General features: G+C 42.7%; 10 protein-coding genes and 4 tRNA genes. All 14 read right to left on the reverse strand.

What is annotated here, in order from left to right; all coding sequences use genetic code 11:
* Positions 1 to 156: 156 nt before the first annotated feature.
* Entirely contained in the window at positions 157 to 708 is a 552-nt protein-coding gene (locus tag E4K67_RS18900) for a hypothetical protein (RefSeq protein ID WP_135549584.1), read from the reverse strand.
* A 285-nt stretch (positions 709 to 993) separates the two neighbouring features.
* Positions 994 to 2,208: an ammonium transporter gene (locus E4K67_RS18905; RefSeq protein WP_135549586.1), complete on the reverse strand. Its 1,215-nt coding sequence runs from the start codon at positions 2,206 to 2,208 to the stop codon at positions 994 to 996.
* 112 nt (positions 2,209 to 2,320) lie between these two features.
* Complete coding sequence (locus E4K67_RS18910; protein ID WP_135549588.1) at positions 2,321 to 2,965, reverse strand: response regulator; 645 nt, start codon at positions 2,963 to 2,965, stop codon at positions 2,321 to 2,323.
* A complete protein-coding gene (amt, locus tag E4K67_RS18915) occupies positions 2,955 to 4,886 on the reverse strand; it encodes an ammonium transporter (RefSeq protein ID WP_135549590.1) in 1,932 nt (643 codons plus the stop codon). The genes E4K67_RS18910 and amt overlap by 11 nt, the downstream gene beginning before the upstream one ends.
* Before the next feature lie 212 nt (positions 4,887 to 5,098).
* Positions 5,099 to 5,189, reverse strand: a tRNA-Ser gene (locus E4K67_RS18920).
* A gap of 53 nt (positions 5,190 to 5,242) precedes the next feature.
* Positions 5,243 to 5,689 carry a tRNA adenosine(34) deaminase TadA gene (gene tadA / locus E4K67_RS18925; RefSeq protein WP_135549592.1) on the reverse strand — a complete coding sequence of 149 codons (447 nt, stop codon included), beginning with the start codon at positions 5,687 to 5,689 and terminating at the stop codon, positions 5,243 to 5,245.
* A 17-nt stretch (positions 5,690 to 5,706) separates the two neighbouring features.
* Positions 5,707 to 5,785: transfer RNA gene (locus tag E4K67_RS18930), tRNA-Arg, on the reverse strand.
* 26 nt (positions 5,786 to 5,811) lie between these two features.
* Positions 5,812 to 5,888: transfer RNA gene (locus tag E4K67_RS18935), tRNA-Arg, on the reverse strand.
* Between the two features lie 5 nt (positions 5,889 to 5,893).
* Positions 5,894 to 5,983, reverse strand: a tRNA-Ser gene (locus E4K67_RS18940).
* 95 nt (positions 5,984 to 6,078) lie between these two features.
* Complete coding sequence (serS, locus tag E4K67_RS18945; protein ID WP_135549594.1) at positions 6,079 to 7,344, reverse strand: serine--tRNA ligase; 1,266 nt, start codon at positions 7,342 to 7,344, stop codon at positions 6,079 to 6,081.
* A 296-nt stretch (positions 7,345 to 7,640) separates the two neighbouring features.
* On the reverse strand, positions 7,641 to 8,219 hold the full coding sequence (pdxT, locus tag E4K67_RS18950; RefSeq protein ID WP_135549596.1) for a pyridoxal 5'-phosphate synthase glutaminase subunit PdxT: 579 nt from the start codon (positions 8,217 to 8,219) through the stop codon (positions 7,641 to 7,643).
* 2 nt (positions 8,220 to 8,221) lie between these two features.
* On the reverse strand, positions 8,222 to 9,106 hold the full coding sequence (gene pdxS / locus E4K67_RS18955) for a pyridoxal 5'-phosphate synthase lyase subunit PdxS (protein ID WP_135549598.1): 885 nt from the start codon (positions 9,104 to 9,106) through the stop codon (positions 8,222 to 8,224).
* A 152-nt stretch (positions 9,107 to 9,258) separates the two neighbouring features.
* Positions 9,259 to 11,742, reverse strand: a complete 2,484-nt coding sequence (gene gyrA, locus E4K67_RS18960) for a DNA gyrase subunit A (protein WP_135549600.1) — start codon at positions 11,740 to 11,742, stop codon at positions 9,259 to 9,261.
* Positions 11,743 to 11,756: 14 nt separating this feature from the next.
* Positions 11,757 to 13,688, reverse strand: coding sequence for a DNA topoisomerase (ATP-hydrolyzing) subunit B (gyrB, locus tag E4K67_RS18965; RefSeq protein ID WP_135549601.1), 1,932 nt, complete (start codon positions 13,686 to 13,688; stop codon positions 11,757 to 11,759).
* Between the last annotated feature and the right edge of the window lie 107 nt (positions 13,689 to 13,795).

A 13,795-nucleotide genomic window follows, 5' to 3' on the forward strand; every position in this document is an offset into this window, starting at 1 on the left:
CTCTCAAGACATCTTTTTCTTTCTAATATAAGTCTGTCCAAGAATGTGAAGATTTAAGCAAAGTAGGAATGTAATTAAAACAAAAACCCAGCACTCTTAGAGAGAAATGCCGGATTTCAGATCCTCGTTTTGACCGGGAGAGTAGACTGCTACTTGTTAGACATTATAATAATGTTGCTTAAACTGGTTTGTTTCATCAGGTTTAGCCAATAAACTCTGTGCTTCATCTATTTCCAATGTCAAATTACTCGGCTTGAATAAACGGCTATCTCCCAACATTACTGCTATAGAGATTTTCGTCATTCCGAACGCAAGATGAGATATGAAGGTAGCAATTGCATCTTTAGGTTTTACAGGATAAATAGCTGTAGCACCAATACTAGAGGCCACTCCATATAAAGCGCCCCATTCAGCGGCACCTAATCCAGCCCCTTTTATCAATTGATTGTCCTTACCCATAAGTGTTAGCCAATATATACAAGTTACTCCAAGTCCCGCAGCAATCATATTGTCAGCAAGGATACCCACTGCCTTCCCGTAGGGGGTTGAAACGTCAGACCTTTTTAAGAAAATTCCGGCAGCAGTAGTGTAACCATTACTTTTAGAAAAACCTGATTTATTGAAAACCTGCTCAACAGCTATTTTTGCTAAATTACCCCCAAGACCCGATATAAGACCTACCAAATACCTGTCCTTAATTTTTTTCACTAGTGTTCACCTCGTATATTATATATGTATTTCTATAATGTAACTAAATCTTAGCTTTTCCTAAGCGTACGTTTACTATTAACTCCAATTTATGCCAGAAAGAACTGAATATTGTTGTAGATTAATAATAGAGGTTCTCCATTTGTTGTTACCGGGACATTAAAAGGGTCTTCGCGTTAAGACGCAAAGACCCTCAATTTTATTAATTTCCCACTCCATCATCGTCAGCACTTTTACTAAGACGTGCTGAGAATCTCTATCAATAACGTTGAGGAATACCCTCTTCTAAAACTCGTAAGCGGATTCCCCGTGGATGGAGGCGTCTAATCCCAGTATCTCAGTGGTTTCGGGTACGCGAACTGACTCGAAAACATTGATGACTTTGAGAATGAGATAGGTTACAACAAAGGCATAGAGAGCAGTAAAGGCAACCCCGAAAACTTGCACCAGGAATTGGTGGACATTACCCTCAATCAGACCGCTCGTCCCATTTACGGCTGATACGGCAAAAACGCCAACCAGGATGGAGCCTAGAATACCCCCGACGCCATGCACTCCCCAGACGTCAAGGGCATCGTCCCAATCAAGTTTAATTCGAACTTGCACAGCTACATAACAAACTATGGAGGACAAGATACCGATGATTACAGCAGCCCAGGGCTGGACATAACCCGCTGCCGGTGTAATGGTCGCCAAACCGGCTACCGCCCCTGTCAGAACGCCGACCATGGTCGGTTTCTTCTCATGAATCCAGGAAATCAGTAACCATGTAATCATAGCAAACGAACCAGCAATATCAGTATTCACAAAGGCAGTGGCTGCGATTCCATTCGCTGCCAAAGCGCTGCCGCCATTGAAACCGAACCAACCAAACCATAAGAGGCCTGTTCCTAACGCCACAAAAGCAATGTTATGAGGTGCTGTTTTTTCCCCGGGCACCATAACGCGTTTGCCAACAAAAAAAACAGAGGCTAAGGCAGCAACACCAGCGCTGACGTGGACAACGATACCACCGGCAAAATCAACCACGCCCATCTGAGCCAGAAACCCTCCGCCCCAGATCCAATGAGTCAAAGGGATATAGACTAAAATGCTCCACAAGACTAAAAACTTGAGGTAGCTCTTAAAATTTACCCTGTCAGCAAAGGCACCAGTAATCAAAGCAGGAGTAATAATAGCGAACATTGACTGATAAATATAGAACACTAAAAACGGAATCGTCGGTCCATAAGTAGGATTGGGGCTCATGCCGACTCCTTGTAAGCCAAAATATTGGAAATTACCGATGATACCATGAACGTCTTTACCAAAGGCTAGACTAAAACCGCCAAAAAACCAAATTGCTGTGACAATACCCATGGAAATGAAACTTTGAATCATTATGGTCAAAACATTCTTTTTTCTAACCAATCCACCGTAAAAGAAAGCCAATCCTGGCGTCATTAGGCATACTAGAGCAGCACTGATTAAAACAAAAGCTGTATCCCCACTGTTGATCATCCCAAAAACCTCCCACTGTTTAAGATTTCGTGTTACCTATATCTTAGAACAGGGTGGTGGATAAGTTAATCAGGATTATCCTGTATTTCACTGAGATTTTCTCTGTATTTTTCTAGGGCTCGATGAAATGATTGCGAACAGCATATAAAACTAAATCCGTGATACTCTTCAAACCCAGCTTATGCATGATATTCGAACGATGAGTTTCCACGGTCTTTAAACTCAAATTTAAGAGTTCAGCAATGTCCTTGTTACTGTTTCCCTCAGCAAGAAGCTGCACTATTTCCTTTTCGCGGGAAGAAATTAGTTCAGCTTTTCCCCCTTTTTGATTGAAATTAGCAACGAAGCCAGCTACCACCGTCGAAGTAATATCTGAGGAAATATATATCCCGCCAGCCTGGACAATTCTAATCGATTTTAGGAGTTCCTCCAGAGCGTTATCTTTTAAGACATAACCATTCACTTTCAATTGATACGCCCGGGCCACAAAATCCTCATTCTTATGCATAGTCAAGATAATAATCTTAATAGCGGGGTCTTCTTTTTTAAGACGTGCGGCGACTTCCAGACCATTAAGTCGAGGGAGGGAGATGTCCAAAATTGCGATATCCGGTTTCAAGCGCAGAATTTCCTCGATAGCTCGGTGACCATCAGCGGCCTCACCGATAACTTCAAGATCCCTTTCCTGTCGTAGTAAAAAAATCAGAGATTCGCGTAGAATTTTATGATCATCGGCTAAAAACACCTTAATTGTCATAAGGTACCTCCATCATTAAGGTTGTCCCTTTTCCTTCTTCAGTAAAGATCTTTAACTTCCCATCGAGCATTTTTAGCCTCTCTTGTATGGAACTTAGACCCAACCCGGCCTGCACTTCATGAACATTAAACCCTTGGCCGTTATCAGTGATTTGAAAAAGATACCGATTGCTCCTGAGTTTGCTAAAGTTGACGACAATTTCAGTCGCCTGGGCATGTTTTAAGATATTCGTTAAACATTCCTGAATCACCCGATAAAGATTTAAGCTTTCGGCATCTTCCCAGATGGGCATTTTAGCTAATAAATTATATTTAAACCGGATGCCACTGGCTTTCTCTAAGTTCTTCAATAAAACTTCGACAGACGCCGCTAATCCTTTGTCCTGCAAAAGAGACGGTTTCAAATTAAATAAAACCCCTCGTATTTCCTCAATGGTTTCAGTGGTTAAGCTGACAGTACTTTCGACCTGCCCACTTAGTTGTGAATTCGGATGTTCGAGCTTAATTTTTTGGGCAATCATGCCTAATTGTAGTTTTAAGGCAGCGAGGGATTGACCAACACCGTCATGAAGATCCCTGGCGAGTTTTACCCGTTCTTGCTCCTGAGTTTCCACGAGCAGCTTGGCCTGCTTCTGCAACAATTGATTTTGCACTTGGATTGTTCCGCTGAGGTCCTGAGTCAGACTCTCATAGTGCGTCATTTTCAAATAGTCCTGCCAAGAGTAAAGATCGGCGAATTCAACAATGTTTAATCCCTTTTCTTCTTCCTCTTCAGAAACCCGCAGTCCAAGAGTTTTATTGATCAGATAAAACATCAACAGCCCTAAGCCAAATGCCCAGAGAAAATTAACGCTCACGCCTGTCAGCTGTACCAAAATTTTGACCAAGCGTGTTTGGCCGTTCAGAAATTCCGATGGTGCTAAAAAAGCCAATAAAATTGTGCCCGTAGCGCCACCAAAGCCGTGAATGGACACTGCTCCCACGGCATCATCCAAGCCAAGCTTTTCCAACCACAATCCGGAAAAGACAACGACGGAACCGGAGATAAACCCTACCATAACTGCATCCATTGGCTCGAGGTAGTTGGAACCGGCAGTGATAGCGACCAGACCACCCAAGGCTCCCGCAAAGATAGCTTCCAAGTAACTATGGTCTTTAACGAAAAAATGGTTGGTTAGTATCGCACCGACAACCCCCGAAGCTGCTGAAAAATTTGTGTTTAAAAGAATCAAACCGACTCGGTCATTAAACTCCATCAGGCTGCCGCCGTTAAAACCGAACCAACTAAACCATAAAATGAACGTTCCCAAGGCTGCAAAGGGTATGTTAGATCGCCCTAATTTTGTTATTTTTCCTGTAGCATCAAAACGATCTTTGCGCGCCCCGACCATGATGATACCAGCTAAGGAAACCCACCCTGCCGTTCCGTGAACGACCGTAGCTCCAGCAAAATCTAAAAAACCCAGCTGTTTTAACCAGGCAGGTTGACTAAGGAATAAATCACCCCATACCCAATGCCCAAACAGGGGATAAATGAAGCCAGCTAGAAAAACTGCGGCGATTAGTAAAGGGAGTAGACGGGTTCTTTCAGACATGCTCCCGGAGACAATTGTTACTGCTGTACCAGCAAACATAAGTTCAAAGAAAACAAAGACATATCCCAGGGAAGGATCAGCAAGGGGGAGCTGGCTGAGAAACCAGTAGTTGCCACCGAAAATTCCCAGATGAGTGGGACCGAACATCAGGGCAAAACCCAAAAAGCAATAAACCAAAGTTGTGATGACTAACGTGAGGATATTTTCAATAGCCACACTAATAACATTCTTGGATTGAATAAACCCAACTTCATAGCAAACAAAGCCCGCTTGCATAAAGAAGACAAAACTAGCACAGACGATGATCCAGAGGTGATTTATATTCATAGTTTAAATAGCTCCTTGTAAACGAAAACAATAATACATACTGCAATCAGACTTTCTGGCGGGCATTGCGATCCATAAGAAGATGGTAGCATAATTATGATCATTATGTACCGTTATGTCAAAGAATATCGCTGCTCTCCTCCCAATATCCTAATCACAGTAAAAGGGCCTTCGCGTTATGTTGCGAAGGCCCTTGATTTAAATATATGTAATGGCGGAGGAGGTGGGATTCGAACCCACGGACGGCTTACACCGTCAAACGATTTCGAGTCGTTCTCGTTATAACCACTTCGATACTCCTCCGTATGAAAAAGTGCCTAAAAAACTCTCTGACTAGCGTAAAATAACGCTGAAAATCAGCGCAATCTTTTGAAGAACGATTTTAAGATATCCGAGCACTCTTCTTCCAGAACCCCAGCCACGACATCGACTCTATGGTTCCACAAAGTATAGTCTAAGACGTTCATCACTGAACCTGTAGCTCCGCCTTTTAGATCCATCGCCCCAAAGACAAGTTGCTTTATGCGAGACTGCATGATAGCTCCTGCACACATCGGACAAGGCTCTAAGGTTACATACAGGGTGGCATCCGTCAGCCGCCAACTTTCTAATACTTTGGCTGCTCGCTGGATTACTAAGACCTCAGCATGTGCTGTAGGGTCATTTTTCTGTTCTCTTTCGTTATGCGCTAGAGCAATCACTTGACCATTAAGAACAATAACTGCCCCAATGGGAACTTCCCCTTGTTCAAAGGCCATCTGAGCTTGTCTGAGCGCGACGTGCATCCAATCTTGATGAAGCATAGTTACCTCGATTTTGTTGGTGACCCCGGGAGGAGTCGAACCTCCGCAAGACAGGGTTTAGGAAACCCCCGCTCTATCCACCTGAGCTACGAGGCCTTAGTGGAATCTATTAAAATAATAAATGGTGCGCCCGGAGGGATTCGAACCCCCGGCATTCAGATTCGAAGTCTGACGCTCTATCCAGCTGAACTACAGGCGCATATATGGCGGAGGGGGTGGGATTCGAACCCACGGACCCCTTGCGAGATCACTGGTTTTCAAGACCAGGTCCTTAAACCGCTCGAACACCCCTCCAAGAATGATGACCGAAAGAAAGCATATCATATATTTTAAATAAAAACAACTAAACTTTTATAATATATTGGAAATCCTCGCAATACCAACATAAATTACCCGATATATTGAACTCCCATATAAGGTTGCAATGCTTTAGGAACACGTATCCTGCCGTCATTTTCCTGGTAGTTTTCCATAATTGCTGCTACTGTTCGCCCAATAGCCAACCCGCTGCCATTTAAAGTATGGACATACTCTGGTTTTTCTTTAGGACCTCTCCTAAAACGAATGTTTGCCCGACGCGCTTGGAAATCTTCAAAATTGCTGCAAGACGAAATTTCCCTATAGGTATTGAAGCTGGGTAGCCATACTTCCAAATCATAGGTTTTAGCGGAAGTAAACCCGAGATCGCCAGTCGATAACGCCATAACTCGGTAAGGAAGTTCCAGTTCTTGAAGGATTCTCTCGGCATCCGCAGTCAACAATTCAAGCTCTTTGTACGAATTTTCAGGTAGAGAAAATTTGACAAGCTCCACCTTGTTAAATTGATGTTGGCGAATAAGCCCTCGCGTATCCCGTCCTGCAGAACCGGCTTCAGATCGAAAACATGCACTGTAGGCGCAGTGGTGAATTGGCAATTGACTGCCGTCTAAGATTTCGTCACGATAAAGATTGGTTACTGGTACTTCTGCTGTGGGAATTAGGAAATATTCCGTTCCAACAATCTTGAATGCATCTTCCTCAAATTTAGGAAGTTGACCCGTCCCAATCATCGACGTGCGATTAACCATGTACGGAGGAAGTATTTCTGTATAACCCTTGGATGCATGTCGATCAAGCATGAAGGATATAAGAGAACGTTCCAGCTTAGCTCCTAACCCTTTGTAAAATGTAAAACGAGCACCTGTGACTTTTGCCGCCCGTACAAAATCCAAAATATCCAGCTTTTCACCGACCTCATAATGCGCCTTTGGTTCAAAATCAAACACCCGAGGGATCCCCCATGTACGAACTTGAACATTAGCGCTTTCGTCCGAACCAACCGGCACAGATTCGTGAGGAATGTTTGGAATCTCATAGAGAACTTTTTCCATCTCTTGCACAATATCCGCTGATTTTTCTTCTAAATCCTTAATGCTTTGCCCGACCTCACGCATTTCTAAAACGAGGCTTTCCGCATCTTCCCTGTTTTTCTTAAGTCGTCCGACTTCTTCTGAAACAGAATTACGACGGGCCTTTAAGGTCTCAACTTCAAAAAGTAGTCTACGTCTTTCTTCTTCTTGCGTCAAAAAGTGATCTAGGCTAATTGACACGTGACGCTTTTGCAACGCTTCTTTAACCACTTCAGGGTTATTACGAACAAACTTGAGATCCAACATAATAAAAGCCTCCCAGCTATAAAGAAAACTTGGCTAGCGCCAAGCTTCAGGCGCCGGCGATAGCCTTAGTTGCACTTATGCTTCCAGAAAGTATATAACTAACAGTTATACTTTCTGATTAGTATAAAGAAAACTTGGCTAGCGCCAAGCTTCGCCGGCGATAGCCTTAGTTTCACTCACTGATACGCTGTCCATGGATGGACGAGTGTCCCTGGAAACCAATACTCAAACAGGACGTTCGAGGTTAGTAGCGCCGCCATGGACGGCAAGGCGTCGTAATGGTGAGGGACCTTCGCCTAATGTTCATCGATCATGTCTAAAAAATACTGATGGACCCGTAGGTCTGGAGTAAGTTCTGGATGAAATGCGCTGGCCAATAAATTTCCTTGACGTGCAAAAACAATCCTGCCTTCATACTCTGCCAGAATACCTACATTCGGAGCAACTTCCCGAAGGTAAGGTGCTCGAATAAATACCGCGCGTAGTGGATTTGGACCCATCGCAGGTACCAGCAGATCTGTTTCAAAGCTTGCTACCTGCCTTCCAAAGGCATTACGTTCTACTACAGTGTCCATCAGGTTTAATCGATACTGATCACTATCTATTATTGTCTTACTAAGTAGGATCATACCGGCGCATGTCCCAAAAATGGGTAAATCTTGAGTTCCAAGCTCCTTAATTTTTTCCCCCATTTCATCGATCATCAAGAGCTTACCAATGGTCGTACTTTCCCCACCGGGAATAATAAGTCCATGGATTCCTTCAAAATCACTGGTTTTACGCACTTCTATAACATCGCACCCTAAATGCTCTAAAACCTGCCGGTGCTCGCGAAAAGCACCTTGCAGTGCCAAAACGCCAACACGCTTTTTCATGATTACCAGCCCCGTTCTTGCATGCGCTGAGAGTCAGCCAAAGTAGAAATCTCAATACCTGACATGGCTTGTCCTAAATCTTTAGAAATCTCAGCAAGAATTTTTGCGTCTTTAAAGTGAGTTGTAGCCATGACTATTGCTTTTGCACGCGCCTTAGGATCACCCGATTTAAAGATTCCAGACCCTACAAAAATGCCATCCACTCCAAGATGCATCATTAATGCCGCATCAGCTGGTGTAGCTATACCCCCTGCAGCGAAGTTAACTACTGGTAGTTTACCATGTTCTGCAATATATAGAACTAAATCATAGGGGGCCCCCATATTTTTGGCAGCTGCCATAAGCTCTTCCTTAGGCATTAAAGTTAAAGCACGGATTTCACTCATAACTGTACGCATATGTCGAACGGCCTCTACAACGTTACCCGTTCCAGGCTCTCCTTTAGTACGAATCATTGCAGCCCCTTCACCAATTCGACGCAATGCTTCTCCAAGATTACGACAACCACAAACAAAGGGCACTTTAAAATCATGTTTATTAATATGATAAGAATCGTCTGCAGGAGTTAATACTTCAGACTCATCAATGTAATCCGCACCTAGAGCTTCTAAGATTCGGGCTTCAACAAAATGTCCTATCCGTGCTTTCGCCATGACAGGAATCGATACCACAGCCATAATACTTTGAATAATTGAAGGGTCAGCCATTCGTGCGACCCCGCCTTCAGCCCGAATATCCGAAGGAACACGCTCTAAAGCCATTACGGCACACGCTCCAGCCTCTTGTGCTATTATTGCCTGTTCAGGGGTTGTGACATCCATAATGACGCCACCTTTGAGCATTTCTGCAAGTCCAGTTTTAACTTTTAACGATCCAATATCTGTCATTTAAATTACCTCCTGAATTTTATTTTTCTAATGCTAGTATGAATTAGAGAGAAATCTACTTTTTGCTTAAAATGCCTTTTATCTGGCGTCTAACCTCTGAACTCTGACTTCTGATTCCAGCTATGGTAACACCTAGCTCGAATTTTGTCAATTTAATCTTCTTCTTCGGATTCTTCGGACTCCTCGGACTCTCCTATTTCCTCTTCATCTTTCATCAAGACTTTAGCAAACGCAACGACACTACTTGCTCCAGTACGCATAGCCATAACCCCTTGGGCTGATCGGCCTTGATTAGAAATACTTGCTACTTGAATCCGAAGCATGATCCCGTTATTTGTGATGACCATAAGTTGATCTTCCACTTGAACAACCTTAATTCCAACTAAGGTACCTGTTTTGTCATTTAGCTTCATGACAATAATTCCTTTGCCGCCACGTCCTTGCACACGGAATTCCTTGAGATTGGTGCGTTTGGCAAAACCATTGACACTCATGGTCAAGAGTTCTCCTTCATCACCGATTACATCCATACCGACAACCTCGTCGTTTGCTTCAAGCCTTATACCTTTTACCCCGCGTGCGGTACGTCCCATATACCTTACATCTGATTCTGCGAAACGAATCGCTATACCGTTTTTTGTGGCCAGTAGAATATCATCTAACCCTTGGGTTAGCTTGACACCAATCAGTTCATCTTCGTCATCTAGTGTTAAGGCAATTAATCCATCTTTTCGTGACGAATCATATTCTTGCAGTGCGGTCTTCTTCATAATCCCCTTTTTGGTAGCTGTAATCAGGAAGAAATCCGAACTATAGTCTTTAATTGCCATAACTGCGGTAATCATTTCATGCTGGCTTAGATTCAAGAGATTAATCACAGCAGTCCCCTTGCCTACTCTACTGGCCTCTGGAATCTCGTGAGCCTTCAAACGATACACTTTACCCTGGGACGTAAAGAACAGAATATAATGATGCGTCGTAGTGGTAAAGAGATGTTCTACAAAGTCCCGTTCTTTGGTTGCCATACCATGAACACCTTTACCACCTCGATGCTGACTTTTATAAGTACTTAGGGGTAACCTTTTAATATAGCCATAATGGGTTACCGTGATAACCACGTCTTCGACTGCAATGAGATCTTCTATGTCCATCTTACTAACATCAACCGTTATCATTGTCCGACGGGCATCTCCAAATTTGCGATTGATTTCTTCCAGTTCAGCCTTAATAATTCCAATGACCATACTTGCGGAAGCAAGAATTGCTTTCAGATGGGCTATGGTATTCATCAAGTCCTGATATTGGTTTTCTAATTTTTCACGTTCTAGTCCAGTCAGGCGCTTTAAGCGCATATCGACAATGGCTTGGGCTTGTATTTCACTCAAACCAAAACGTATCGATAGATTTTCTCTAGCATTTGCTTCATTTGTAGAGGAACGAATGGTTTCTATAACCTCATCAATATGGTCAAGGGCTATGCGCAGTCCCTCTATGATATGCGCTTCTGCCTCTGCTTTATTGAGTTCAAATTTAGTTCTCCGGACAATAACGTCCTTTTGATGTTCAATAAAATAATGAAGCATGTCCTTAAGTGTAAGCGTTTTCGGTTGACCATTCACCAGTGCCAACATATTGACGCCAAACGTTTCTTCCATCTGAGTATGTTTATAGAGTTTGTTTAAGATGACTTTCGGGTTAACATCACGCCTTAGTTCAATCACAATGCGCATCCCTGAACGATCTGATTCATCCCTCAAATCGGTAATACCATCTAGTTTCTTATCCCGCACAAGGTCAGCAATTTTCTCAATCATTCTAGCCTTATTAACCATAAACGGAATTTCCGTAACGAGTATACGAGTCTTTCCGGACTTTTCCATTCGTTCGATTTTTGCTTTGGCCCTTGTTTTAATAGACCCTCTCCCAGTTGTATACGCAGATCTAATTCCTTCGTAGCCCATGATACTCCCACCAGTTGGGAAGTCAGGGCCTTGAATATATTGTATTAGCTCATCTATGGATAACTCTGGGTTGTCCATTAAAGCAATCGTCGCGGCAATAACTTCTGATAAATTATGAGGCGGTATATTGGTTGCCATTCCAACAGCAATACCTGACGAACCATTGACGAGTAAATTTGGGAACTTTGCAGGCAAAACCGTGGGTTCATCTTGTTTTTCATCATAGTTTGGCGTAAAGTCAACGGTATCTTTATCAATATCCGCCAACATATAGGTAGCCATTTTGGCCATTCGAAGCTCAGTGTAACGCATGGCTGCCGCAGAGTCACCATCTATAGAACCAAAGTTTCCATGACCGTCAATCAGCGGATAGCGACTAGCAAAATCCTGATCCATACGTACAACAGCATCATAAATTGAACTATCTCCGTGCGGATGAAATTTACCCATACAATCTCCGACAAGACGTGCTGACTTACTGTACGGTTTGTTGGGGGTCAGACCCAATTCATGAAGGGTATAAAGAATTCGGCGATGCACTGGTTTAAGACCGTCTCGAACATCAGGCAAGGCACGACTAACAATAACACTCATGGCATAGTCGATAAAAGATTTTCGCATTTCATCCGCAATTTCAACGGGAAGGACTTTCCCTCCCTGCATTTCATCCGACATGAATGAGCACTCCTTTAAGTATCTAGATTACGTACATCTTTAGCATAACGGTTAATAAAGTCGCGGCGTGGTTCTACTTTGTCTCCCATCAAGACCGTAAACATTTCTTCCGACCGTATAGCATCTTCGATTGTAACTTGTAAAATCGTGCGCTTTTCAGGATCCATCGTGGTCTCCCATAATTGTTCTGGATTCATTTCTCCCAAGCCTTTATAGCGCTGAAGTTCAACTTTTTCTCTACCTATCGTATCTAAAATTTTGTTGAGTTCTTTATCAGTATAAGCATATTGAACGTCTCTCCCCTTCTTAACCTTAAAGAGAGGGGGTTGTGCAATATATACATAATGATTCTCAATTAAAGGTCTCATATAGCGATAAAAGAAGGTTAATAAAAGTGTCCTAATATGAGCACCGTCTACATCGGCGTCTGTCATAATAATTAGCTTATGATAGCGCGCCTTAGTAATATCAAATTCATCGAAAAAACCAGTTCCCATTGCGGTAATCATGGCCCTAATTTCTGTATTTGCCAGTATTTTATCAGGTCTGGCCTTTTCCACATTGATAACTTTCCCACGTAAAGGCAAAATCGCTTGGAAACGTCGATCCCTTCCTTGTTTGGCAGAACCACCTGCACTATCTCCTTCAACTATATACATTTCACACAGATCAGGTTCTTTCCAGGAACAATCCGCTAGTTTGCCCGGAAGGGATGTTCCCTCTAAAGCACTCTTACGGCGGGTTAACTCTCGAGCTTTGCGCGCAGCATCTCTAGCTCGAGCTGCTTGAACAGACTTATCAATAAATTTTCTAGCTATTGATGGATTTTCCTCGAGAAAAGTACTTAAGCCTTCCCCTGTTGCCGAATCCACGATGCCTCTGACTTCACTATTTCCAAGTTTTGTTTTCGTTTGTCCTTCAAACTGCGGGTCAGGAACTTTAACGGAAATTACGGCGGTTAATCCTTCCCTGATATCATCTCCCGACAGATTGGAATCAGCAGCCTTTAGCATATTACTTTTACGGGCATAATCATTAATCACCCGTGTTAAAGCCGACTTAAAACCTGCCTCATGAGTTCCTCCTTCTTGGGTATTAATATTATTAGCGTAGGAAAACAAATTTTCGGCATAACTGTCATTGTACTGAATACAAACTTCAACTTGTACATGCTCTTTGGTCGTTTCAATAAAAATTGGCTGGGCATGCAAACAATCTTTGCTTTTGTTGAGATACCTTACAAAATCTTGAATACCTCCCGTATGTAAAAACGTTTCTTTGACGTTTGTTCTCTCATCCGTGAAGTTAATTTTCACACTTTTATTTAAAAACGATAGTTCTCTGAGACGATGTGCCAAAATATCAAAGTCATAAACAGTCTCTTCGAAAATTTCCGAGTCTGGGATAAACGTAATTTTTGTTCCAGTGTTCTCGGTTGTCCCTATCTTTACAAGCTCAGTGGTAGGTTTTCCTTGTGCATATTCCTGATGGTAAACATAGCCTCCTTTGGAGACCTCTACTATTAACCATTTTGACAAAGCATTTACTACACTTAAGCCTACTCCATGAAGACCACCCGATACTTTATAAGCACTCTCACTGCCACCAAATTTTCCACCAGCGTGTAATACTGTCAGAGTCACCTCAACAGCAGGTTTACCAGTTTTAGGATGTATATCGACTGGAATGCCTCGACCGTTATCACTTACAGTAATGCTGTTGTCTGCATGTATAAATACATCAATTAAATCACAAACTCCAGCTAGCGCTTCGTCAATACTGTTATCAACAATCTCGTAAACAAGATGATGGAGACCTCGGCTCCCTGTCGTACCAATATACATACCAGGACGTTTACGAACAGCTTCCAGGCCTTCAAGAACTTCGATTTGCCCTGCATTATACTTGTCAGTAGGATCTTGATTAATATCTTTATTATCTAGCAAAGCTGTTTCCTCCCAAAAAATGCCTTCAACCTATATATTGTACACTAAATAGTTACCCGTTTCAATTTATCAGATAACCTAGTCGTAGTTTAAACGTTCAAGCTTCA

The organism is Desulfosporosinus fructosivorans (assembly GCF_004766045.1).
GTDB classification, from domain to species: Bacteria; Bacillota; Desulfitobacteriia; order Desulfitobacteriales; family Desulfitobacteriaceae; genus Desulfosporosinus; species Desulfosporosinus fructosivorans.